The organism is Microbacterium sp. che218 (genome assembly GCF_040436305.1).
GTDB classification, from domain to species: domain Bacteria; phylum Actinomycetota; class Actinomycetes; order Actinomycetales; family Microbacteriaceae; genus Microbacterium; species Microbacterium algihabitans.
Genome location: NZ_AP031501.1, coordinates 3334855 through 3358216, shown reverse-complemented (window position 1 = coordinate 3358216; position 23362 = coordinate 3334855). Strand labels below are relative to the sequence as shown.

Below are 23362 nucleotides of genomic sequence, written 5' to 3'. Positions count from 1 at the left end.
GCACGAAATCAGGGGGGCCGCGCGGGTGGGGCGACCGCCCATCGATGGTAGCCAGGCTGGCTGAGAAATGACCAGACACGTGCGATACTGACCCTGCGTCCAACGTCGGGCGCACGGGGTCGCCCCCGTTCATTCCATTCACTACGGATCGTCCGGCACGTACCTGCCGGTGAAGGAGAAGAAAACATGGCGTCCGTCACCTTCGACAACGCAACCCGTCTGTACCCGGGCGGAACCCGCCCCGCAGTCGACAAGCTCAACCTCGACGTCGCAGACGGTGAGTTCCTCGTCCTCGTCGGCCCCTCCGGCTGCGGCAAGTCCACGTCGCTGCGCATGCTCGCCGGCCTCGAAGAGGTCAACTCCGGCCGCATCCTCATCGGCGACCGCGACGTCACCGACGTCCCGCCGAAGGACCGCGACATCGCGATGGTCTTCCAGAACTACGCGCTGTACCCGCACATGACCGTCGCCGAGAACATGGGCTTCGCGCTCAAGATCGCCGGCGTCGGCAAGGAAGAGCGCGCCGCCCGCGTGCTCGAGGCCGCCAAGCTGCTCGACCTCGAGCAGTACCTGACCCGCAAGCCCAAGGCCCTCTCGGGTGGTCAGCGTCAGCGCGTCGCCATGGGTCGCGCCATCGTCCGTCAGCCCCAGGTCTTCCTCATGGACGAGCCGCTGTCGAACCTCGACGCCAAGCTCCGCGTGCAGACCCGCACCCAGATCGCGTCGCTGCAGCGTCGCCTCGGCGTCACCACGGTCTACGTCACCCACGACCAGACCGAGGCGCTCACCATGGGCGACCGCATCGCCGTGCTCAAGGACGGCCTGCTCCAGCAGGTCGGCACCCCGCGCGACCTGTACGAGACCCCCAAGAACGTCTTCGTGGCCGGCTTCATCGGCTCGCCCGCGATGAACCTGTTCACGGCCGACCTGGCCGAGGGCGGCGTTCAGTTCGGCAATCTGGTCGTTCCCATCGAGGCCGACACCATCGGCAAGGCCAACGGCTCCGAGGTCACCATCGGTGTGCGCCCCGAGGACATCCAGGTCGCTCCGGCCGACGGCCGCGGCCTCACGGTCGTCGTCGACCTCGTCGAGGAGCTCGGCGCCGACGGCTACCTCTACGGTCACACCGAGATCAACGGCAAGCGCACCGATCTGGTCGCGCGCGTCGACGGTCGCCGTCACCCCAACGCGGGCGAGACGGTCGTGCTGGCCCCGGTCCCCGGACACATCCACGTGTTCGACCTCGAGTCGGGCGAGCGCCTGACCGACCGGGCCATCGCTTCGGCCTGACCCACGCACCGAGGCGGCGCGTCCCCGACCCCGATCTTCTCGGGTGGGGGCGCGCCGCCTCATTTCCCGGAGGCATCCGTGTCCGAATCGCTCAGCATCACCGCCAGCACCGTCGACCCGGGGCTTCTGCAACTGCCCTGGTCGACCGGTCTCGCCGACTGGCCCAGCAACCACATCGTCGCCCTGCCGAAGGGCATCTCGCGTCACCTCGTGCGTTTCGCCAACCTCTCGGGTCGGGTCGTCGCCATCAAGGAGACGACGGAGGAGATGGCCCGCCGCGAGTACGACATGCTTGGCAACCTCGATCGTCTCGACGCCCCGTGCGTCGATCGCGTCGCCGTCATCGCCGGGCGCACCGACGCCTCGGGTCGTCCGCTTCCCGCGGCGCTCGTCACGGCGCACCTGCGCTTCTCACTCCCCTACCGCGCGCTGTTCACGCAGGTGCTGCGTCCCCACACGGCCACGCGTCTGGTGGACGCCCTCGCCGTGCTGCTCGTACGTCTGCACAACGTCGGCTTCTACTGGGGCGACGTCTCGCTGTCGAACACGCTCTTCCGCCGCGACGCGGGCGAGTTCGCCGCGTACCTCGTCGATGCCGAGACGGGCGAGCTGCACGGCAACCGCCTGACCCCGGGCCAGCGCGCGCACGACCTCGACATCGCGCGCATCAACATCGCGGGCGAGATCATGGACCTCGAAGCCGGCGGACGCCTCGAGGGCGGGGTCGACGCCGTCGCGGTCGCCGACGGCCTGGTGTCGTCGTACCACTCGCTGTGGGGCGCGCTCACCGACAAAGAGACATTCGGCGTCGACGAGTCGTGGCGCATCACCGAACGCGTGCACCGTCTGAACGCCCTGGGCTTCGACATCGGCGAGATGTCGATCCGTACCGCGAGCGACGGCACCCGGGTGTCGATCCAACCGAAGGTCGTGGATGCCGGCCACCACCAGCGTCGCCTGCTGCGCCTGACCGGACTCGACGTAGAAGAGAACCAGGCCCGCCGTCTGCTCAACGACCTCGACGAGTTCCGCGCCCGCGTGTCACGCCTCGGCGCCGATGAGGAGATGGTCGCGCACGAGTGGCTCACCCGCGTGTTCGAGCCGATCGTCATGGCGATCCCCTGGGACCTGCGCGCCAAGCTGGAGCCCGCCGAGGTGTTCCACCAGGTGCTCGAGCACCGCTGGTACATGTCGCAGGCGCGGGGCCGGTCGGTGCCGCTGGCCGAGGTGGTCAGCTCGTACATCGACGATGTGCTGCGTCACCGCCGCGACGAGGCCACCGTGATGGGACCTCCCACCGACACGCTGTCGATCCCGACGGTGTCGGACGCCGATGCCCCCTCCACGGGCGAGGTGCCGACCACCGACACCGATCTGGTCGATTGGCGAGACCTGGTCTGACGGGCCGAACACCGCAGGACGACAGAGGCCGCGGCATCCGGAAGCTGATCCGGATGCCGCGGCCTCGATGTTCCGCGGGTCAGTACCCGACGGTGAAACGCTCGCGCGAGTGCTTCGGGTTCTCGATCTCGTCGACGACGGCGACGGCGAAGTCCGCACCGCCGATGAAGGAGTTGCCCTCGTCGTCGGTGACGAGCACGGCGCCGCCGTCACGGTACGAGCCGGTGCGCTCGCCCGGGGCCCAGGCGCCGAAGCCGCCCGCGGGGTGCACGTAGAACCAGTCGCGTCCGGTGTCGTCGGCCTCGAGGTCTTCGAGGATGCCGATGGCCTCGCGCGCCTCGGGCTTGTACTCCTCGGCGAAGCCGTCGGTGTCGATCAGGCGCGGTCCGCCCTCGGCGACGAGCGATCCGCCCGCGCCTCCGACGACCCCGATACGCACGTTCTCGGGCAGGGCCGCGACGAGCTCGGCGATCGCGGGACGCAGCTTGCCCTCCATGTCGCCGCGGGGGGCGACGGCCGAGACGACCACGTCGACGCCTTCAAGCTCCGCCACGAGACCGGGGACGTCGAGCACGGTGCCCTCGATGTACGTGGCACCCTCGACGCGTTCGGCGGGAACCGTGCGCGCGACCGAGACGACCGTGTGACCACGGCGCACGGCCTCGGTCACGATGTTGCTGCCGGCGTAGCCGGTGCCTCCGATGACGGCGATGCGGGGCATGAGCGTTCCTTTCGTGAGTCGAAGGGACGAGACCTCGTCCTCGACCCAGCGTGCCGTGATCTCACCGCGCGGGCAACGCGACCCGGGGTGTTCTTCGGTGATTCAGAGCAGGAGAGTCGCTTCTCAGCGCGCCGCGCGCATCGTCGACACCTGGTACAGGGCGACGGATGCCGCGATTCCGGCGTTGAGCGACTCGGTCGCCGTCGAGATGGGGATCGACACGACCTGGTCGCAGGTCTCGGTGACCAGGCGCGAGAGGCCCTTGCCCTCGGAGCCGACGACGATCAGCACGGGGCGGTCGGCGAGCTCGAGGGCGGGCAGCGACACGTCGCCGTCGCCGTCGAGGCCGAGCACGAACACGCCCTGCTTCTTGAACTCCTTGAGCGTCGCCGTCAGATTCGCCGCGAGCGCGACGGGGATGCGGGCGGCCGCTCCGGCGCTGGTCTTCCAGGCGGCGGAGTTGACGCTCGCCGAGCGGCGCTGGGGGATGATCAGGCCCTGACCGCCGAAGGCGCCCGTCGACCGGATGATCGCGCCGAGGTTGCGGGGGTCGGTGACGCCGTCGAGGGCCACCAGCAGCGGCACCTCGCCGCGGTCGATGATCTGCTCGAGCAGGTCCTGCGGGTGGGCGTAGGAGTAGGGCGGCACCTTGAGCGCGACGCCCTGGTGCACGCCGTCGAAGCCGGCCATGCGGTCGAGCTCGGGGCGCGTGACCTCGAGCACCGGGATGCCGCGGTTGGTCGCGATCGACAGCATCTCCTTGACGCGGTCGTCCATCTCGACGCGCTGGGCGATGTACATCGCCGTGGCGGGGATCTTCGCGCGCAGCGCCTCAAGCACGGAGTTACGGCCGGTGACCGTCTCGGTGTCGTCGGCGGCCTTGGGGCTCTTGCGGTTGGGGTTGCCGACCGCGCGCACACCGGGGCGGCCCTTGCCGCCGGCGGCGGCGTAGCGCTCTTCGGCGGCCTTGCGCTTGCCGGCGGGGTGCCAGGCGCGGTCCTCGGCCTTGGGGGTGGGACCACGACCCTCGAGCGCCTTGCGGGAGTGCCCGCCGGTGCCCTTGAGCGGACCCTTCTTCTTGCCGGGGTTGCGTGCTCCCGGGCGTCCAGGCTTAGCCATCGATACTCCAATGTGTTCCGGCTGGAGTGTCTTCCAGCGTGATTCCTGCGGCGGCGATCGCGTCTCTGATGCGATCCGCGGCCGCCCAATCCTTGTCCGCACGCGCTTGTGCGCGCTGCGTGATCATCGTCTGGACCAGGGTGTCCAGAGCGGCGGTCTCGGCTCCTCCGCCGACGCTGCTCCACTGAGGAGAGTGCGGATTGATCCCCAGGAGGAGCGTCATCTGCTGGACGTCCGAAACGTCCTGCTTCGCTTCATCGTACTTGCCCGCGTCGAGCAGCGCATTTCCCGACCGGATGCTGGTGTGGATCGCGGCCAGCGCCCGGGGCACCGAGAGGTCGTCGTCCATCGCCTCGACGAACTCGGTCGGAAGGCCTTCCTTGGCCTCCGACCAGCCCGGTCGGGCAACGCGCTCGGCGCGCTCGAGAAAGGTGCGGATGCGACCGAGGGCCGACTCCGCCTCGGCCCACGACGCCTCGCTCAGGTCGAGGTTGGAACGGTAGTGCGCCGCGGCGAGGGCGTAGCGCACCACGAGCGGATCGTGGGCGTCGAGCACGTCGGCGGCGAGCGTGAAGTTGCCGAGCGACTTCGACATCTTCTGTCCGTCGACGGTGACGAGGCCGTTGTGCACCCAGTAGCGGGCGAAGGCGTCGCCGGCCGCGGTCGACTGGGCGATCTCGTTCTCGTGGTGCGGGAAGCGCAGGTCGAGGCCGCCGCCGTGGATGTCGAACTCCGGACCCAGGTACCGGCGCGACATCGCCGAGCACTCGATGTGCCAGCCGGGTCGTCCGGCACCCCACGGCGACGCCCAGGTGGCCGAGGCGGGCTCGTCGGCCTTGGAGCCCTTCCACAGCGCGAAGTCGCGCGGATCGCGCTTGCCCCGGGGATCGGCGTCGGCCGCCGACTCCATCGCGTCGAGGCTCTGGCGGGTCAGCTCGCCGTATGCCGGCCACGAGCGCACGTCGAAGTACACGTCGCCCGCGGCGGCGTAGGCGTGACCGCGCTCGATGAGCTCGGCGATCAGCTCCTGCATCTGCGTGACCGATGCGGTCGCGCGCGGCTCGTAGGTCGGGGGCAGGATGCCGACGGCGGCATACGCCCGAGAGAACTCGAGCTCCATGCGATAGGCCAACGCCCACCAGGGCTCGTCGTCGCTGGCGTTGGCGAGCACCTTGTCGTCGATGTCGGTGACGTTGCGCACGAAGGTGACACGGCCGTAGCGGTGGGCGAGCCAGCGGCGCAGCAGATCGAAGGCGAGGGCGGCGCGCACGTGACCGATGTGGGGACCCGACTGCACGGTGGGCCCGCAGACGTAGACCGTGACGTTCGACGGGTCGAGGGGAACGAAGTCGCGCAGCTCCTGCGCTTTCGTGTCATACAGCCGAACGGTCACCGGGCCAGCCTACCGGCCGCCCCTCGCCGCGACCCGTGCGTGAAACACGCAGCGGTTAGGGTGCCGACGTGAACCTCACCATCCGCCCCGACGACCTGTCCGGAGAACCCACGCGCGCCCTCGTCGCCGCCCACCTCGCCGGAATGCACGAGAACACCCCGGCCGAGAGCGTCCACGCCCTCGACGTCGACCGCCTCACCTCCGACAGCGTGACCCTGTGGTCGGCCTGGATCGACGGCGAGATCGCCGGTATCGGCGCCTGCAAAGACCTCGGCGACCAGCGGGCGGAGCTCAAGTCGATGCGGGTCGTCGAAGCGCACCTGGGTCGCGGTGTCGGCCGAGCGATCCTGCGTCGCATCATGGCCGATGCACGAGAACGCGGCATCCGGAGCCTCTGGCTCGAGACCGGCAGCACAGCCGACTTCGTCGCGGCCCGGAAGCTCTATGCGAGCGAAGGTTTCGTGGAGTGCCCGGCGTTCGCGCCCTACGCCCCTGATCCGCTGTCGACCTTCATGACGCGCGAGCTCTAGGCCGGCACGACGAGCGCGGTCGCGAAGGCCGCGACGCCCTCGGTCCGTCCCGTGAAGCCCAGTCCGTCCGTGGTGGTCGCGCTCACCGAGACGGGGGCGCCGCCGAGGGCGTGGGACAGGGCCCGTTCGGCCTCGACGCGACGCGCGGCGAAGCGCGGGCGATTGGCCTGCACCTGCACCGCGACGTTGCCCACCCGCCACCCGGCCGCCGCCAGCAGGCCGACCGTGTGCGCGAGGAAGGCGGTGGCGTGCGCGCCGGCGAACTCCGGCCGATCGGTGCCGAAGTGCGTGCCGATGTCGCCGAGGCCCGCCGCCGCCAGCAGGGCGTCGACGATCGCGTGCGCGACGGCGTCGCCGTCGGAGTGACCCGAGAGGGCCTGCTCCCCCGGCCATTCGAGACCCGCGAGCCAGAGGGTGCCCTCGCCGCCGAAGCCGTGGACGTCGGTGCCCAGGCCGACGCGCGGGATGCCGGTCGCCGGTGTCGGCGCGGCCTCGACCTCGGCGGCGACCGCGACGAGCGAGCGGGCGCGGTCGAGGTCGGGAGCGGTGGTGACCTTGAAGGCGCGGGCATCGCCCTCGACCGTGACGACGGGGTGTCCGGCGGCCGCGACGAGGGCGGCGTCGTCGGTGTGGTCGGCGTCGGCGGATGCCGCGGCCGCCTCGAGCACGGATCGACGGAAACCCTGCGGCGTCTGGGCCGCGGCGAGCTCCGAGCGATCGACCGCGGCGACGACCCGGCCGGCCCCGTCGACGCGCTTGATCGTGTCGACGACGGGGAGAACGGGGATCACGGCGACGGCGCCGTCGTCGAGCGCCGCCACGACGCGCTCGAACACCGCGGCCGGGGTGAGAGCCCGGGCGGCGTCGTGCACGAGGACGGTGTCGACATCGCCCCACAGGGCCGCGAGCCCGGCGGCGACGGACTGCTGGCGGGTCGCTCCGCCCGTGACGACCGTCACGAGCTCGCCCCGGTCGCCCGCGGCGTCGAGCGCATCGGTGGTCGCGTCGCCCTCGTAGCCCTCGGGGACGACCACCACGACCTGTGCGGCCGGGGCGGAGAACACGCCCCGCAGCGCGTGGTGCAGGATCGACCGGGCGTCGAGGCCCACGAACGCCTTGGGCGCTCCCCCGCGCAGGCGGGTGCCGGAGCCGGCCGCGACGACGATGACCGCGAGGTGGGGGACGGGGGTGAGAGTCACCCGATCACGCTAGCGCGAGCCGACGCACGCCGTGGAACGCCGAAAGCCCCGGCCCGCGTCATCGGTTCTCGACGACGGGGACGGGGCGGCAGCGCGGGGGTCCCGGCGCCGGAGCGTCAGGACGCGAGGACCTCGTCGAGCACGACGCTCGCACGGTCTTCGTCGGTCTTCTCCGCCAGGGCCAGCTCGGAGACGAGGATCTGACGCGCCTTGGCCAGCATGCGCTTCTCGCCGGCCGACAGGCCGCGGTCCTGATCGCGGCGCCACAGGTCGCGCACGACCTCGCTGACCTTGATCACATCGCCCGACGCGAGCTTCTCGAGGTTCGCCTTGTAGCGACGCGACCAGTTGGTCGGCTCCTCGGTGAAGGGCGCACGCAGCACCTCGAACACGCGGTCGAGACCCTCTTTGCCGATCACGTCGCGAACGCCGACCAAGTCGACGTTGTCAGCAGGGACCTCGATGACGAGGTCTCCCTGGGTGACGTTGAGCTTCAGGTATTTCTTCGTCTCGCCCTTGATAACGCGTTCCTTGACCTCGATGATCGTGGCCGCGCCATGGTGCGGGTAAACGACGGTCTCGCCAACCTCAAAAAGCATGGAGTTATGTCCTTTCGGCAACATCCAGGATACCACAGGCCCGCATGCGCTAAGGTTCCGCCCACCCTGGGCCCCTCCCCCACCCGCACGCGGGGCGACCGTGGACGTGCGCACGGGAACGGCCGCGCGGCGCGGACCCCGTAGGATGATCAGGATGCCGTCCGTCGATCTTGGAGGATCCGTGAAAACGCGCCTGATCGCGTCCGTCGCCCTGGGTGCCGCTGTCCTGGTGGGCACGACCGGGTGCAACCTCATCGCCCCCCAGGCGACCACCATCCCGTACTCGGCGTCCGACGGCGTGAACGTCCCCGCAGACTCCGGCCCCCTCGACGTGCGCAACGCCCTCATCGTCGTCGACGAAGAGGGCACGACCGGCAACCTCGTCGCCGCCGTCGTCAACTCGACCTCCGACCCGCTGACGCTGCGCGTCGAGGTCGGCGAGGGCTCGTCTGCCGTGCGCTCGTCGGTGAACGTGCCGGCCAACCGCACGCTGAGCCTCGGCGACCTGTCCGACGACGTCGAGCCCCTCCGCCTCGACGGCATCGACGCCGCCCCCGGCACCACGGTGCCCGTGTACTTCCAGTCCGGCGACGGCCAGGGCGCACTCATCCAGGTGCCCGTGCTCGACGGTGCCCTCGAGTACCTGTCGACGCTCGCGCCGACCCCGCAGCCCTCGGGCTCGCTGACCCCGGTCGGCGGCCTGCCGACGGTGACGCCGACGCCCAGCGCGACGCCCGCCTCCTGAACACACGCGAAGGCGCCGACGGTGATCCGTCGGCGCCTTCGTCGTTCCCGCCGAGCGGGGCCCGGGCTCAGGCCTCGAAGCGGTAGCCCAGGCCGCGCACCGTCACGAGCATGACCGGCTCGCTCGGGTTGCGCTCGATGCGCGAGCGGATGCGCTTGATGTGCACGTCGAGGGTCTTGGTGTCGCCGAAGTAGTCGGTCCCCCACACCCGGTCGATGAGCTGGCCCCGCGTGAGCACGCGACCGGCGTTGCGCATGAGCACCTCGAGGAGCTCGAACTCCTTGAGGGGGATGCTGATCTCGCCTCCGTCGACGGCCACCGTGTGCCGGTCGATGTCGAGCACCACGCGACCGCCCGAGAGGACGCGGTCGTCGAGGTCGGCGTCATCGGGTGTGCGTCGCCGCAGCACCGCGCGCATGCGGGCGAGCAGCTCGCGCGTCGAGTAGGGCTTGGTGACGTAGTCGTCGGCGCCGAGTTCGAGACCGACGACGATGTCCACCTCGGAATCCTTGGCGGTCAGCATGATGATCGGCACCTGCGAGGTCAGCCGCAGTTGACGGCAGACCTCGGTCCCGGGCATTCCGGGCAGCATCAGGTCGAGCAGGATGATGTCGGCTCCGCGCTCGCGGAAGGCGGTGAGGGCGAGCGCGCCGTCTTCGGCGATCTCCACCTCATATCCTTCGCGGCGCAGCAGGTAGGCGAGCGGGTCGGCCAGATCGGGCTCGTCCTCGACGATCAGAACGCGGGTCATGCGGTGTCTCCCTTCGCGGGTACGGGTGTCGTCGAGGTCTTGCGGGACTTGCGACGGGGCTTCGGACGAACGGTGTCGAGGTCGGGCGCCTCGGTCATCGGCAGGCGGATGGTGAAGGTCGACCCCCGCTCGGGGCGCGACCACAGCCGCACCTCTCCGCCATGGCGCTGCACGGCGTGCTTGACGATCGAGAGACCCAGGCCGGTGCCGCCCGTGCGACGCGAGCGCGCCTGGTCGGCCCGGTAGAAGCGTTCGAACACGCGGTGCTGGTCGCTCTCGGGGATGCCGATGCCGCGATCGGTGACGGCGATCTCGACCACGGTCTCGTCGAGCTTGACCCCCACGCCCACCTTCGAGCCCTGCGGCGAGTAGGCGATGGCGTTGGCGACGAGATTGCCGAGCGCCTCGGTGAGGATCTGCGGCTCGCCGCGCACCCACAGCCCCTTGGTGCCGCCGCGCACGACGGTGACCTGGGCGGCATCGGCCTGCACGGTGTAGGCCTCGAGAGCGGCGGTGACCACCTCGTCGATCGAGACGTCCCTCACGTCGCGCAACTCGTCGGAGGCCTGCAGGCGCGAGAGGCTCATGATGCGGTTGACGAGCGCTGCGAGCCGGGTGACCTCGGCCTGCATGCGCGAGGCGAAGTGCCGCACCTGGGCCGGGTCGTCGGCGGCCGACTCGATCGCCTCGGCGAGCAGGCCCACGGCGCCGACGGGGGTCTTCAGCTCGTGACTGGTGTTGGCGACGAAGTCGCGGCGCATCTCCTCGACGCGCTCGCGCTCGGTGATGTCGCGCAGCACGAGGAGCGTCAGCCGGGGCGAGATCGGCGTCGCGCGCACGGCCACGAGTCGGGCCTCGGCCGGCGCGGCGCCGCGACGCAGACGAAGGTTCTCGGCGATCGCGGAACCGGTGTCGCGGGCGACGCGCGCCACGCGCTTGAGCTCCTCGGCCGCGATGACCTCGCCGGCGTGCACGCCGAACACCTCGGCCGCGGGCGACAGCGCCAGCACCGTCGACGACGTGTCGCAGACGAAAGCGGGGTCGTCCATCGCGTCGAGCATCGCCTCGACGCCCTCGGGGACGTCGACCGCGGTCTGCGCCATCGAACGATCGCGGGCGCGGAGGGCGCCGACCACGAGGCCGACGATCGCTGCTCCGACGAGGAGGCCGGCGAGGAGCGCGAGCAGCACGAGCTGCGTGTGTTCCATACGTTCAGCGTAGAGGGGTCGATTCGGCGTCACCGGCCGTTCACCCCCGCCACCGGCGCGGCAGAGGCTACTATTCACTGTCACTGCACCACTCGTTAACCTTCGCTGGGAAGAATCCCCGAAGGCCGCGGGACTCCCTGTGCCGTGCCGCCGACGAGGAAGGTACCCGCGATGCGCGAAGTATTCCACCAGTCCCTCGAGGACGTCCAGAGCCGCCTGGTCGAGATCGCCGACCTCGTGACCATCGCGATCGACCGCGCCACCCGTGCGTTCGGAACCAGTGACGTCTCCCTGGCCGAAGAGGTCATCGAAGCCGACGCGATCATCGACGAGAAGGCCGTCGAGCTTGACGAGCTCGCCATCGAGATCCTCGCGCGCCAGCAGCCCGTGGCCCGCGACCTGCGCATCGTCGTCACGGCGCTGCGCGTCAGCGCCTCGCTCGAGCGCATGGGCGACATGGCCGAGCACATCGCCCAGCTCGCCCGCTCGCGCTTCCCCGAGCGCGCGATCCCCAAGGGCCTCAAGAGCACCTTCACCCGCATGGGCGAACTCGACGTCGAGGTGGCGCGCAAGCTCGCCGAGCTGCTGCGCACGCAGGACCTGCGCCTCGCCGAGGCGATCCGCGACGACGACGACGCCATCGACGAGCTGCACGTGAACGTCTTCGAGAAGGTGCTGGGCGACTCCTGGAAGGGCGAGGCCACGGCGACCGTCGACGCGACGCTCGCCAGCCGCTACCACGAGCGCTTCGCCGACCACGCGGTCTCGGTCGCGAAGAAGGTCATCTACCTGGCGACCGGCGATTGGGCCGGGGCCGACGACGACACCGTCGTGGAGCCCAGCCCGGTCATCTGATCGCGAACGACGAAGGGGGCGGATGCCATGGCATCCGCCCCCTTCGTCGTTGCGGTCTCAGTGCTTGTTGCCCTGCGCGGCCACGGCGGCGGCTCCCGCGGCGGCGGCCTCGGGGTCGAGGTACTCGCCCGGGCCGAGGGGCTTCATCTCGTCGTCGAGGCGGTACACCAGCGGGATGCCGGTGGGGATGTTCAGCTCGGCGATGTCGGCGTCGCTGATGCCCTCGAGGTGCTTGACCAGTCCGCGCAGCGAGTTGCCGTGGGCCGTGACGAGCACTGTCTTGCCGGCCTGCAGGTCGGGGACGATGTCGCTGTGCCAGTACGGCAGCATGCGGTCGATGACGATCTTCAGCGACTCGGTGTCGGGCACCTCGCCGTCGATGCCGACGTAGCGGGGGTCGCCGACCTGGCTGTACTGGTCGTCTGCGGGCAGCGGCGGCGGCGGAACGTCGAACGAGCGGCGCCAGAGCATGAACTGCTCGTTGCCGAACTCCTCGAGGGTCTGGGCCTTGTCCTTGCCCTGCAGGGCGCCGTAGTGGCGCTCGTTCAGGCGCCACGAGCGCTTGACCGGGATCCACAGGCGGTCGGCCGCGTCGAGGGCGAGGTTGGCGGTCTGGATCGCGCGGCTCAGCACCGAGGTGTGCAGCACGTCGGGCAGGATGCCGGACTCGGCGAGCAGCTCGCCGCCGCGCTTCGCCTCCGCCTTGCCCTGATCGGTGAGTCGCACATCGACCCAGCCGGTGAACTGGTTGGTCTTGTTCCATTCGCTCTGCCCGTGGCGGAGCAGGATCAGCGTGTGAGGCATGGGTCCATGCTACCGAGGCGCGCGCCTCGCACCCGAGCCCGGGCTGGCATCATGTCGGAGTGACCCCCTCGCCCGTCGGACGCCCCACCCGGGGCACGACGGGCGTCAACCGTCTGCGCCGCATCGACCGCTGGATCGCGCGGCATCCGGTGCTGCGGCGCACCGACGATCCGCTCGTGGTCGATCTGGGTTTCGGCGCGAGCGCGGTCACCCCGCTCGAGCTCCTCGCGCGCCTGCGCAGCCAGCGCTCCGACGCCGAGGTGCTCGGCCTCGAGATCGACCCCGACCGTGTCGCCCGTGCGCGGGAGCAGTCCGCGGGCGTCGAGGGAGTGTCGTTCGCGCGCGGCGGGTTCGAGGTGCCGCTGCCGGGTGGGCGTCGCCCCGCGGTGATCCGCGCCATGAACGTGCTGCGCCAGTACGACGAGGCCGACATGGCCGAGGCCTGGGCCCGCATGTGCGCGCGGCTGCAGCCCGACGGCATCCTGGTCGAGGGCACCTGCGACGAGATTGGGCGCATCGCCACCTGGGTGGAGGTGGGGGCGGATGCCGTGCCCCGGTCGCTCACCGTGTCGCTGCGGCTCGCCGAGCTCGACTCCCCCGCCGTCGCGGCCGAGAGACTGCCGAAGGCCCTCATCCACCGCAACGTCGAGGGCGAGCGCGTGCACTCCTTCGTCGCGGCTCTGGAGCGCGAGTGGGTCCGCGCCGCCGCGGTCGCCCCGTTCGGTCCCGTGCACCGCTGGCGCACCGCGATGCTCGCCCTGCAGGATGCGGGATGGCCGCTGCTGCGCCGCGAGCGGTGGCGGCTGGGCGAGATCGGCGTCGCCTGGCACGCGGTCGCTCCGCGCTGAGCTCAGATGCGCGGGAGCAACGCCCGCGCCTCGGCGGCCGGCATGCCCGCCGCCACCATCAGGTCGACGGCGAGCGGCCGCAGCGCGGACACGAGGTTGAGCTCGCCCACACCGCCGTCGGGAAGCAGCGCGGCCGGGTCGAGGCGACGCGCAACCGCGGCGACGGCCTCTCTCGCGACCGGCTCGATCGAGATGTCGTCGAGGCTCTCGCGAACGAGCGCCGCACCGCGGGCGAGGTCGGCGAGCAGGTCGGCCGGAACCGGGCGACTCACGCCGTCGGCGCACAGATAGGCCGCGCGCCGGGCGACGACGCGGAGGTTGCGGGTGGTGAGGTCGAGCGCCGCGCGCACGCGCTCGTGCCGCTGCAGCTCGCTGCGTTGGCCCCGCAGGAACGGCGAGATGCGCGCCACCTCGCGCCCCGACTCAAGTGATCCGCTCCACGCGTCGACGTAGGTCTGCAGCGACCGGGCGCGCTCGAGTGCGCGCTCCGCGCGGACGCGGTCACCCCGTCGGAGTGCCCGCACGATGCTCGCCATCGCCGCATCGAGCGCGTCGAACAGTTCGTCGGCGTCGCGCAGCTCGGTGCGTCGCAGGGTGCGGGGAATGAGGGCGGTGACCACGAGCGCGGCGAGCCCGCCGACCGCGCCGTCGACGAGACGCAGGAACGGTGCGCCGGTGACGAGCACGAGAGCGATGAGCGACTGCGTGACCGCGGCCAGCGCGAACCCCGGTTGCGGCGAGAGGAAGCGCGCGACCACGAGCGTGAGGGACATCGCGAGCGCGATCTGCCACCACCCGGCGCCGGCGAGCAGCAGCACGAGCTCGGCGATCAGGATGCCGACGAGCATGCCCGCGACGGTCTCGGCGACCCGCCACGGCCGCGCATCGCGCACGAGCCCGAGGCTCGAGACCGTCACGGTGGCCGCGAGCAACGGCACGGGGTGGCCGAGTACGAAGTGGGCGAACGCGTAGGCGGCGGTGGCGGCGGCGACGATCTGCGCCGCGGCCGGGAGCGACTCGCGCACCCGGAGCACCCTGCGGCGCAGCGTGGTGCGCAGCCGGGATCGGGGCACGACGACCCCGACGGTCGTCGAGGCGTCGTCGTCTGTCATTCCGCGGAGCGGCGGCGGCCCAGGCGCGGAAGACGCGGAACGGAGGCGGTTGCTCCCGCGTCGGCGGGGACGACGGTCTCCGCGGCGGCGGCGAGGGGGCCGTCGGCGGTGTCGACGAGGAGCGGGACTCCCTCGGGCGCGTTGCGCTTGACCAGAGCGAGCGCGATCGGGCCCTCTTCGTGGTGCATGGCCACCGAGGTGATCGCACCGATCACGTCGTCGCCGGCGCGCACGGCGTCGCCGCGGGCGGGGAGCACGTTGTCACTGCCGTCGAGCTGCAGAGCGACGACCCGACGCGGCGGGTGACCGAGGTTGTGCACCTTCGCGACGGTCTCCTGGCCGCGGTAGCAGCCCTTCGACATGTGCACCGCGGTACGCAGCCAGTCCATCTCGTGCGGAAGCAGTCGCTCGTCGGCATCGACCGACACGCGCGGTCGCCAGGCGGCCACCCGGAGCGCCTCGACGGCGTCGAGACCCGCGACGGAGATCTCGCCGCGCGCCGCGCGCCCGACGAGGGCGTCGAACTCCGCGGCATCCAGGATCGCCTCGGCCCAGTCGCGGTCGGCTCCCGGGTGCGGATCGACGCGGGCGTAGGCCCACCCGCCGGGCGACACGTCGGGCCACGGGTCGATCCAGACCGGTGCGACGGCGGGGAGGCCGCTCACCGCAGCGCGGGTGCCGCCCACCACGAAGAGATCGGCCGAGCGGTCCTGCACCTCCACCCGCAGGCGGAAGCGCATGCGCGTGAGCCAGGCGGCGAGGCCCTCGACATCGGCCGCGTCGACGATCAACCAGGCGGTCTCGCCGTCGTCGACGACGGATGCCGCGTGCTCGACGCGACCCTGCGGATCGAGGATGAGCATCTCGGTCGACACGCCCGGGGCGAGGTGCGTGAGAGCCTGCGACGACAACGAGTCGAGCCAGCTCCGGCGGTCTTCGCCCGACACCGACACGACGCGACGGTCACCCAGGGGCGCGACGGCGGTTCCGGATGCCAGGCGTCGCTGCTCCGCGACGGGCGAGCCCACGTGACGGAGGCCGCGGTCGTCGAGCACGGCTCCGGGGATCTCGGAGAGGGAGGCCATGATCACTCCGCCCGGGCGAGACGCGCCGAGGCGTGCGAGCCGAGCTCGCGGCCCAGGGCGGCGATGTCCCACGCCCACAGGAGATGGTTGTCGACGAGGCCGTACAGCCGCGTCGCCGCGGTGTAGGTCTTCGCCCCCGAGGCGCGCACGACGGCGTCGGTGACGAGGTCGATGCGAGGACCCTTCACCTGACCGACGTAGAGCTCGAGCACCCCGTCGGCGTGCACGAGGCTGACCTCGATGTCGAAGCCGCCGCCGGCGTTGCGCAGGGCCTCGACGTCGTCGGCCGTGCGCTCGACGGCGGGGGCGGTGGGGGGAAGCAGGGCGGGACCGGCGTCGGCGTCGCCCGCGGGGCGGGCGAGGCGCCAGTAGCCGATCTCCGAGACGAGCGGACGGCGGTCGCCCGCGTCGATCAGCCAGGCGTCGGCGGAGTAGTTGAGGAACGCGCCGCCGTCGTGACTGAAACTCACCCGGTGGGCGAACTCACCCGAGTAGGAACGTCCGTCGACCTCGTAGTCGATGACGCCGGTGCCCTCCCAGACGCCGACGAGCCACGAGAGGGGGACGAGGTCGGCGGGGAGATCGGTCGGAATCTCGATCACGAGACGACCGTCAGCGCTGACCGCGGAAGAGGTTCCAGATGACCGTTCCGGACACGAAGGCGATCGCCAGCGAGGCGAGGCCGAGAAGTCCCACGAAGAACAGTTCGAGCGCGAGGAGGTCCATGCCCCAACTCTATCCCGAGACGACGGCCGCCAGCGCGAAACCGGCCGTGATGAGACCCAGCACCACCGCGGCCCCCAGACTGCTGATCGCCATGCGCTGGATGAAGGCCTGCGAGCGGCCGTACCAGAGCTGCACGGCGAACGAGACGATCAGGCATCCGCCCAGGGCGACGCTGATCCACTGCGCGCGCCAGTGCGCGGGGGCGAGGAGGCCGATGAGCACTCCGGCGACGGCCGCGAGCACCCACACGGCGACGATGCCGCTGAACGTCCGGCGCGGCGCGAGGTCGGGGGTCGACATGTCCCCATCATCACCCACGGGTGCGCTCCCGCGCACGCGGAACGCCGGTGACACGAGCGGCGCGCCGCGTCACCCTAAGATGATCGGGTGCGCGGCAGACCGCGCGGGGAGGTCTCCTTGGCTCAGCTTCTCGTTCTCAGCTCCGCCCCCGGCGGCGGCGCGGCGTTGCCCGCGCTCGAACTGCTGAGCCATCGCGTCCGCCAGATCCCGGCCGAGGCCGCCCAGATGGTCAACGCGCCGAGCGCCGACGTGATCTTCGTCGACGCCCGCTTCGACCTCGTCGGCGCCAAGTCGCTGTGCAAGATCCTCTCGACCACCGGCATCGAGGCTCCTCTCGTGCTCATCATCACCGAGGGCGGTCTCACCGCCGTCTCGACCGACTGGGGCATCGACGACGTCGTGCTCGTGGGAGCAGGCCCCGCCGAGATCGACGCGCGCATCCGCCTGGCCATGGGCAGGCGCAGCGCCGAGCAGGTCTCCACGCGCATCTCGACGTCGGGCATCACGATCGACGAGTCCTCCTACTCGGCGAAGGTGCACGGCAAGCCGCTCGACCTCACCTACAAGGAGTTCCAGCTCCTCCACTTCTTCGCCACCCACCCCTCGCGGGTGTTCACGCGCGAGCAGCTGCTCAGCGAGGTCTGGGGCTACGACTACTTCGGCGGCACGCGCACGGTCGACGTGCACGTGCGGCGCCTGCGCGCCAAGCTCGGCGATCTCGAGCAGCTCATCGGCACCGTGCGCAACGTCGGCTATCGGTTCAACGTCTACGAAGACGACCCCCAGCCCGCGGCATCCGCCCCCGCCTGAGGCCGCGACGCGGCCACGCGCACCCCGTGTTCACGCGCGTGTCACCGACCCCTGCAATGATGTGGGGATGATCGAACACGACGCGCTGGATGCCGGACTCGGCGACGCCGACGACGACGACTTCGACGAAGCCGTAGAAGTCCAAGACGACCAGCTGCCCGACCACCGCTACCTCGACCGCGAGTTGAGCTGGCTGGCGTTCAACCAGCGCGTCCTCGAGCTCGCCGAAGACCCCACCGTCCCTGTGCTGGAGCGCGCGAACTTCCTCGCGATCTTCGCCAGCAACCTCGACGAGTTCTTCATGGTGCGCGTGGCCGGTCTCAAGCGCCGCATCGTCACGGGTCTGGCCGTTCCCACCAACGTCGGTCGTGCCCCCCTCGACGTGCTCGCCGACATCTCGGCCGAAGCGCATCGTCTGCAGCTGCGCCACGCGGCGGCATGGACCGAGAAGGTGCGCCCCGCCCTCGCCGAGTCGGGCATCGAGGTCGTGTCGTGGGGCTCGCTCGACGAGCCCACCGCCGAGCGACTCACCGAGTACTTCCAGCGCAACGTCTTCCCGGTGCTCATGCCGCTGGCCGTCGACCCGGCGCACCCCTTCCCCTACATCTCGGGTCTGTCGCTGAACCTCGCGATCCGCATCCGCAACGCGCGCACGGGCCGCCAGGAGTTCGCGCGCCTCAAGGTGCCCCCCATGCTCCCCCGCTTCGTCGAGATCGGCGGCGATGGGCCGGGCGTGCGTTATCTCCCGCTCGAGGAGCTCATCTCCAACCACCTCGGCGACCTGTTCCCGGGCATGGAGGTGCTCGACCACCACGCGTTCCGCCTCACGCGCAACGAAGACATGACGATCGAAGAGGATGAGACCGAGAACCTCATCCAGGCGCTCGAGGCCGAGCTGCTGCGCCGTCGATTCGGACCCCCGATCCGCCTCGAGATCACCGAGGACATGGACGAGGTCACCCGCTCGCTGCTGCTGAGCGAGCTCGACATCACCGAGCAGGAGGTCTACCGCCTGCCCGGTGCCCTCGATCTGCGCGGCCTCTTCGACCTCTCGCGCATCGACCGGCCCGACCTGCGCTACCCGCCCCACGTGCCCAAGACGGCGCTGGCCTTCCAGCCGCCCGAGCAGAACGGCCGCGCCGATCTGTTCGGCGCGATCCGCAAGGGCGACGTGCTCGTGCACCACCCCTACGAGTCGTTCGCGACGAGCGTGCAGGGCTTCCTCGAGCAGGCCGCCCGCGACCCGCACGTGCTCGCCATCAAGCAGACGCTGTATCGAACCTCGGGCGACAGCCCCATCGTGCAGGCGCTCATCGACGCCGCCGAGGCCGGCAAGCAGGTGCTCGCGCTCGTCGAGGTGAAGGCCCGTTTCGACGAGGCCAACAACATCGTCTGGGCACGCAAGCTCGAGAAGGCCGGCGTCCACGTCGTCTACGGCCTGGTCGGACTCAAGACGCACTGCAAGCTCGCCCTCGTCATCCGCGAAGAAGAGGGCCGCCTGCGCCACTACAGCCACGTGGGCACGGGCAACTACAACCCCAAGACGAGCCGCATCTACGAGGACTTCGGCCTGTTCACGGTCGACGACCAGGTGGGCCGCGACCTCACGCGCCTGTTCAACGAGCTGAGCGGCTACGCGATCGAGAAGAAGTTCAAGCGTCTGCTCGTCGCCCCCCTGCACCTGCGCAAGGGTCTCCTGCGACACATCGAGAAGGAGCGCCAGAACGCCCTCGCCGGCAAGACCGCGGGTGTGCGCATCAAGGTCAACTCGATGGTCGACGAGCAGATCATCGACGCGCTGTACCGCGCCAGCCAGGCGGGCGTGCCCGTCGAGGTCTGGGTCCGCGGCATCTGCTCGATCAAACCCGGCGTCGAGGGCATGAGCGAGAACATCACGGTGCGTTCGATCCTCGGTCGCTACCTCGAGCACTCGCGCATCTTCTCGTTCGCGAACGACGGCGACACGCAGATGTTCATCGGCAGCGCCGACATGATGCACCGCAACCTCGACCGCCGCGTCGAGGCGCTCGTGCGCGTGGTCGACCCGGGTCAGGTGCGCGAGCTGACCTCGCTGTTCGACCTGGCGATGGACGACGGCACGAGTTCGTGGCACCTGGGGTCGGAGGGCGAGTGGACGCGTCACAGCGTCGACGCCGAGGGCGCCCTGCTCGTCGACCTGCAGGAGCACACGATGAGCTTGGTGCAGCGCAAGCGACGCTCGCGGACGGCGCGGTGACGGAGACCGCCGTCTACGCCGCCGGCGGTGTCGTGTGGCGCATCGTCGAGGGCAAGCTGCGGATCCTCGTCATCCACCGCACGAAGTACCGCGACGTCACCCTGCCCAAGGGCAAGGTCGACCCCGGTGAGACGCTCGCCGAGACGGCCGTGCGCGAGATCCGCGAAGAGACCGGCATCCGGGTGAGCCTCGGCGTGCCGGTCGGGGTGTCTCGATACCGGATGCCGAGCTCGCGCACCAAGATCGTGCATTACTGGGCCGCCGAGGCCACCGATGCCGCCGTGCGCACCTCGAGCTTCGTGCCCAACAAGGAGGTCGCGGCGATCGAGTGGGTGAGCCTGAAGAAGGCGCGCAAGCACCTCAGCTACCCGGTCGACACCGAGATCCTCGACGAGTTCACGCGGATCGTCGACGAACGCGCACTGCCGACGTTCCCGATCGTGGTGCTGCGCCATGCGAAGGCCCGTTCGCGCGACGAGTGGGACGGCACCGACACCGCCCGGCCCCTCACCCCCCGCGGACGCCGGCAGTCGCAGGCGATCGTCGGCCCCCTCCTCGCCTTCGGCGTGCGTCGGATCGTGTCGAGTCCGGCCGAGCGATGCGTGCGCACCGCGACCCCCATCGCGCAGGCGCTCGGCCAGCGCATCGTCGTGAGCGCCGCGATCGGTCAAGACGCCTGGGAAGAAGGCACCGCCGACGCGCGTGCGGTCGTCGGAGAACGCGTCCGCGCCCGCAAGCCTGTCGTCGTGGTCAGCCACGGTCCCGTGCTCCCCGACATCATGCACGAGCTGGCGTTGGCCACCGGCACCATGCGGGGCTCGTACCTCGGCAGCTCGTCGGCGCTCGAGCCCGCGGCGTTCTCGGTCGTGCACGTCCCCGTCGAGCACCCCGGTGCGGGGATCGTCGCGATCGAGACGCACGAACCGCAGGTGTGACGCTGCGTCCCGGCATCCGCGTCGTCTGGCGCGCGGTGCCCCCCGGGGTCGACCGTCGAACGGTGTCGCGTGCCGTGCTGGCGGAGCTGCTGCCGTCCGCTCGCTTCGTCTCGCGGTGCCCCTCGTGCGGCGGCGAACACGGTCGCGTGCGGGTGGAGGGGGCGGATGCCGCGGTCTCGGTGTCGTACGCGGCCGGGTGGACGGTCGTCGCGATGACGCAGAAGCATGCGGCGATCGGAGTGGATGCCGTGCCCGCCGACGTCACGGGCCTCGAACGCGTGCTGCCGGGTGGCGGTGACGCGCTCTCGTGGGCGCGCGTCGAGGCGGTGCTCAAAGCCGACGGGCGGGGACTCGCGGTGGATCCGGCGCGTGTGGAGGTCTCGCTCACCGAACACGGGTGGAGCGCGCGCGTGCAGGAGGCGAGGGCCGACAACGTCGTCTGGCGGGGCGAGGACGTGAAGTCACCGACGGGCATCGTCGCGGCCGTCGCTCTCGGGTCGTGAGCGCTGGGGCTCTCGCGCGATGGTCGCGCCCGCGACAGCGGGGGTGCACGGCGGTTTTCGGACGCTTCCGGATGCCGTGGCGGACTTCACCCGCAAGATCACCTGCGTCCGTTTGACCTGGGGTTTTCCGGGTGCGCTGTGGTACCCGGGTTCAATGTCGGAGGTCGTCGCTAGCATGCACACATGTCATACGAGACCTCGTCGACACCCCCGGAGAACGGCCCGCGTGGCCTGTCCGCGGTGCTCGCCGAGGTCCGCTCCACCGGCGCTGTGCTCGCCGCCGCGGAGGTCGCCCGCACCCGCGCTCTCGCTGAGGCCGGGCACCTCGCCCTCGACGTCCTCGCCGACCAGCGTGCGTCCGCCCGCGCCGCGCAACTGGCCCTCCGCGAGGTGGCATCCGAGCTCGCCGCGGCCGAGAACCTCTCCGACCGGTCGGTGCAGCGGCAGATGTGTCAGGCGATGACCCTCGTCGACGACTACCCCACCACCCTCGCCGCGTGGGAGGCGGGGGCTCTCACCCGCGCCCACGCCCACGTCATCGCCGACATCGGCTCAGCCCTCCCGCCGGAGAAGAAGGCGGAGTTCGACCTTCTCGCCGTCGCCACCGCCGAGGGCCGCAGCCCCGCACGCCTCCGCTCCCGTCTGGCGGTCCTGGCCGAGAAACTGCACCCCACCACCCTCACCGAACGCCACCAGCGCGGCCGCGACACCCGCTGCGTCCGTCTCCTCACCCAAGCCGACGGCATGTCCGACCTGATCGCGACCCTGCCCACGGTCCTCGCCGTCGGCATCTACGACCGCCTCACGCATCAAGCCCGCGCACTCCTCGACATTCGGGCTGGGGGCGGGCTCGGGCTCGGGCTCGACGGGGGCGACGGGTCCCTCGCTGGTGTCGACGCGACTGGCGCCGGCGCAACCGGCTCCGCGGTATCCGGCGCACAGCCCGGTCTCCATCTCGGCCTCGATTCCCCGTCAGACTCTGAGTCCCGACCCGTCTCCGCCTTCGCCGCGGCATCCGCCCCCGTTTCCGACTCCGTTTCGGGGCAGTCCGCCGCTCAAGCCGCGCTCTCCCCCGCCACCGTGCTCGCCACCGACCAGCGCACCACCGCGCAGCTGCGCGCCGACATCTTCGCCGACCTGCTGCTGGCCGCCGCCCCGGAAGCCGACCCCACCCGCACCGACGACGGCCCCGGCACCCTCGGCACCATCCGCGCCCGCGTCCAGATCGTCGTGCCCGCCCTCACCATCCTCGACCCCACCCGAGAAAACCACGACCCCGCCGAACTCATCGGCCACGGACCCATCGACGCCCACACCGCCCGCACCCTCGCCGAAACCACCCCCACCCCCTGGGACCGCGTCCTCACCCACCCCCTCACCGGGGCAGTCCTGCACACCGACACCTACCACCGCACCACCGCCATCGACCGCCACCTCCGCGCCCGCGACCGCCACTGCCGCTGGCCCGGCTGCACCATCCCCGCCATCCGCTGCGAAGTCGACCACACCCACGACCACGCCAAAGGCGGCCCCACCACCATCACCAACCTCGCCCACCTCTGCCAACGCCACCACACCCACAAACAATTCACCCGCTGGCAGGTCACCCAACTCCCCGGCGGCATCCTCACATGGACCTCCCCCACCGGCCGCACCTACACCGACGAACCCCTCCCCTACTCCCCCGCCGTCCGCTTCACCCCCGACGACCCACCCCCACCCGACCCCGACGACAACAGCACACCCCCACCCTTCTGACACCCGCACAGCCATGCACCCACGCCACCCCTCGCGCGCCAACCCGCACCCGCACCCGGGCCTCGCAGACGCGCCCGCGCCTGGCATACACGCCCGCGCCGGGCTGATGCGTTCGTATCGAGCAGATGCGCCCGCGCCCTTGCCGACCCACCCCCACCCTTCTGACGCACACCACCCCGCACCCGCACCCTGCAGCCGCACCCACGCACTCGGCGCCCCGTCCCCACCCTTCTGGCGCGCACCGCCCTGCACCCGCGTCCGCGTGCAGACGCGCTCGCGCTAGCGCCCACGCTGAGCAGGCGCGCTCACGCTGAGCAACGCACTCGCGCTGAATGCAAGCGCACGCGCGTCCACGCCCGTCCCTGCATCGACGGTCGGCCGTCGGCAGCAGCGCCCGCGTTGAGCAGACGCACCCGCGTCGAGCAGACGCGCTC

The 23362-nt window shown here is 71.1% G+C and carries 23 protein-coding genes; 11 read left to right on the top strand and 12 right to left on the bottom strand.

What is annotated here, in order from left to right; genetic code table 11:
• The first annotated feature begins 186 nt into the window (after positions 1-186).
• Positions 187-1290: an ABC transporter ATP-binding protein gene (locus ABXS86_RS15830; RefSeq protein ID WP_144833896.1), complete on the top strand. Its 1104-nt coding sequence runs from the start codon at positions 187-189 to the stop codon at positions 1288-1290.
• 78 nt (positions 1291-1368) lie between these two features.
• Positions 1369-2691, top strand: coding sequence for a DUF4032 domain-containing protein (locus ABXS86_RS15825; RefSeq protein ID WP_353665088.1), 1323 nt, complete (start codon positions 1369-1371; stop codon positions 2689-2691).
• A 79-nt stretch (positions 2692-2770) separates the two neighbouring features.
• Here the strand turns inward: ABXS86_RS15825 and ABXS86_RS15820 are convergent, their stop codons facing one another.
• The 3 genes from ABXS86_RS15820 to cysS all read right to left on the bottom strand — a co-directional run bounded on the left by ABXS86_RS15820 (position 2771) and on the right by cysS (position 5924).
• A complete protein-coding gene (locus ABXS86_RS15820; RefSeq protein WP_307212923.1) occupies positions 2771-3412 on the bottom strand; it encodes an NAD(P)-dependent oxidoreductase in 642 nt (213 codons plus the stop codon).
• Positions 3413-3535: 123 nt separating this feature from the next.
• Positions 3536-4531, bottom strand: a complete 996-nt coding sequence (gene rlmB, locus ABXS86_RS15815; RefSeq protein ID WP_144833844.1) for a 23S rRNA (guanosine(2251)-2'-O)-methyltransferase RlmB — start codon at positions 4529-4531, stop codon at positions 3536-3538.
• A complete protein-coding gene (cysS, locus tag ABXS86_RS15810) occupies positions 4524-5924 on the bottom strand; it encodes a cysteine--tRNA ligase (protein WP_307212964.1) in 1401 nt (466 codons plus the stop codon). The genes rlmB and cysS overlap by 8 nt, the downstream gene beginning before the upstream one ends.
• A gap of 68 nt (positions 5925-5992) precedes the next feature.
• Between cysS and ABXS86_RS15805 the strand changes: the two genes are divergently transcribed.
• A complete protein-coding gene (locus ABXS86_RS15805; protein ID WP_307212966.1) occupies positions 5993-6454 on the top strand; it encodes a GNAT family N-acetyltransferase in 462 nt (153 codons plus the stop codon).
• Here the strand turns inward: ABXS86_RS15805 and ispD are convergent.
• Together ispD and ABXS86_RS15795 are read right to left on the bottom strand one after the other, a co-directional pair.
• Entirely contained in the window at positions 6451-7653 is a 1203-nt protein-coding gene (gene ispD / locus ABXS86_RS15800; RefSeq protein ID WP_353665087.1) for a 2-C-methyl-D-erythritol 4-phosphate cytidylyltransferase, read from the bottom strand. The genes ABXS86_RS15805 and ispD overlap by 4 nt on opposite strands.
• A gap of 116 nt (positions 7654-7769) precedes the next feature.
• Complete coding sequence (locus ABXS86_RS15795; protein WP_056229249.1) at positions 7770-8252, bottom strand: CarD family transcriptional regulator; 483 nt, start codon at positions 8250-8252, stop codon at positions 7770-7772.
• 154 nt (positions 8253-8406) lie between these two features.
• Between ABXS86_RS15795 and ABXS86_RS15790 the strand changes: the two genes are divergently transcribed.
• Positions 8407-8997, top strand: a complete 591-nt coding sequence (locus ABXS86_RS15790; RefSeq protein WP_269074526.1) for a DNA modification methylase — start codon at positions 8407-8409, stop codon at positions 8995-8997.
• A gap of 67 nt (positions 8998-9064) precedes the next feature.
• Here ABXS86_RS15790 and ABXS86_RS15785 read toward each other — a convergent pair whose 3' ends face one another.
• Both ABXS86_RS15785 and ABXS86_RS15780 read right to left on the bottom strand, forming a co-directional pair.
• A complete protein-coding gene (locus ABXS86_RS15785; protein WP_307212977.1) occupies positions 9065-9748 on the bottom strand; it encodes a response regulator transcription factor in 684 nt (227 codons plus the stop codon).
• Positions 9745-10956: a sensor histidine kinase gene (locus tag ABXS86_RS15780; RefSeq protein WP_307212979.1), complete on the bottom strand. Its 1212-nt coding sequence runs from the start codon at positions 10954-10956 to the stop codon at positions 9745-9747. The genes ABXS86_RS15785 and ABXS86_RS15780 overlap by 4 nt, the downstream gene beginning before the upstream one ends.
• 171 nt (positions 10957-11127) lie before the next feature.
• Between ABXS86_RS15780 and phoU the strand changes: the two genes are divergently transcribed.
• Positions 11128-11811 (top strand): phosphate signaling complex protein PhoU, encoded by a 684-nt coding sequence (gene phoU / locus ABXS86_RS15775; RefSeq protein WP_251508214.1) that lies wholly within the window; start codon positions 11128-11130, stop codon positions 11809-11811.
• A gap of 57 nt (positions 11812-11868) precedes the next feature.
• On the opposite strand, the gene ABXS86_RS15770 is transcribed toward phoU, so the two are convergent.
• Positions 11869-12615, bottom strand: coding sequence for a phosphoglyceromutase (locus ABXS86_RS15770; protein ID WP_144833830.1), 747 nt, complete (start codon positions 12613-12615; stop codon positions 11869-11871).
• Between the two features lie 59 nt (positions 12616-12674).
• On the opposite strand from ABXS86_RS15770, the gene ABXS86_RS15765 reads away from it, so the two are divergent.
• Positions 12675-13463 carry a class I SAM-dependent methyltransferase gene (locus tag ABXS86_RS15765; RefSeq protein WP_353665086.1) on the top strand — a complete coding sequence of 263 codons (789 nt, stop codon included), beginning with the start codon at positions 12675-12677 and terminating at the stop codon, positions 13461-13463.
• A gap of 2 nt (positions 13464-13465) precedes the next feature.
• Here the strand turns inward: ABXS86_RS15765 and ABXS86_RS15760 are convergent, their stop codons facing one another.
• From ABXS86_RS15760 to ABXS86_RS15745, 4 genes are all read right to left on the bottom strand, one after another.
• Entirely contained in the window at positions 13466-14575 is a 1110-nt protein-coding gene (locus ABXS86_RS15760; RefSeq protein WP_307212983.1) for an FUSC family protein, read from the bottom strand.
• A complete protein-coding gene (locus tag ABXS86_RS15755) occupies positions 14572-15660 on the bottom strand; it encodes a YgfZ/GcvT domain-containing protein (RefSeq protein WP_353665085.1) in 1089 nt (362 codons plus the stop codon). Before ABXS86_RS15755 ends, ABXS86_RS15760 begins: the two co-directional genes overlap by 4 nt.
• A 2-nt stretch (positions 15661-15662) precedes the next feature.
• The gene (locus tag ABXS86_RS15750; protein ID WP_353665084.1) at positions 15663-16262 is read right to left on the bottom strand and encodes an FABP family protein; all 600 of its coding nucleotides are present in this window, start codon (positions 16260-16262) and stop codon (positions 15663-15665) included.
• Positions 16263-16395: 133 nt separating this feature from the next.
• A complete protein-coding gene (locus tag ABXS86_RS15745) occupies positions 16396-16686 on the bottom strand; it encodes a hypothetical protein (protein ID WP_353665083.1) in 291 nt (96 codons plus the stop codon).
• Between the two features lie 117 nt (positions 16687-16803).
• On the opposite strand from ABXS86_RS15745, the gene ABXS86_RS15740 reads away from it, so the two are divergent.
• The 5 genes from ABXS86_RS15740 to ABXS86_RS15720 all read left to right on the top strand — a co-directional run bounded on the left by ABXS86_RS15740 (position 16804) and on the right by ABXS86_RS15720 (position 22928).
• Positions 16804-17496, top strand: coding sequence for a response regulator transcription factor (locus ABXS86_RS15740; RefSeq protein WP_353665082.1), 693 nt, complete (start codon positions 16804-16806; stop codon positions 17494-17496).
• A gap of 67 nt (positions 17497-17563) precedes the next feature.
• A complete protein-coding gene (locus ABXS86_RS15735; protein ID WP_353665081.1) occupies positions 17564-19732 on the top strand; it encodes an RNA degradosome polyphosphate kinase in 2169 nt (722 codons plus the stop codon).
• A complete protein-coding gene (locus ABXS86_RS15730) occupies positions 19729-20667 on the top strand; it encodes an NUDIX hydrolase (protein WP_353665080.1) in 939 nt (312 codons plus the stop codon). The genes ABXS86_RS15735 and ABXS86_RS15730 overlap by 4 nt, the downstream gene beginning before the upstream one ends.
• Positions 20664-21170, top strand: a complete 507-nt coding sequence (locus tag ABXS86_RS15725) for a hypothetical protein (RefSeq protein WP_353665079.1) — start codon at positions 20664-20666, stop codon at positions 21168-21170. The genes ABXS86_RS15730 and ABXS86_RS15725 overlap by 4 nt, the downstream gene beginning before the upstream one ends.
• A gap of 183 nt (positions 21171-21353) precedes the next feature.
• The gene (locus ABXS86_RS15720) at positions 21354-22928 is read left to right on the top strand and encodes an HNH endonuclease (RefSeq protein ID WP_353665078.1); all 1575 of its coding nucleotides are present in this window, start codon (positions 21354-21356) and stop codon (positions 22926-22928) included.
• The last annotated feature ends 434 nt before the right edge of the window (positions 22929-23362 follow it).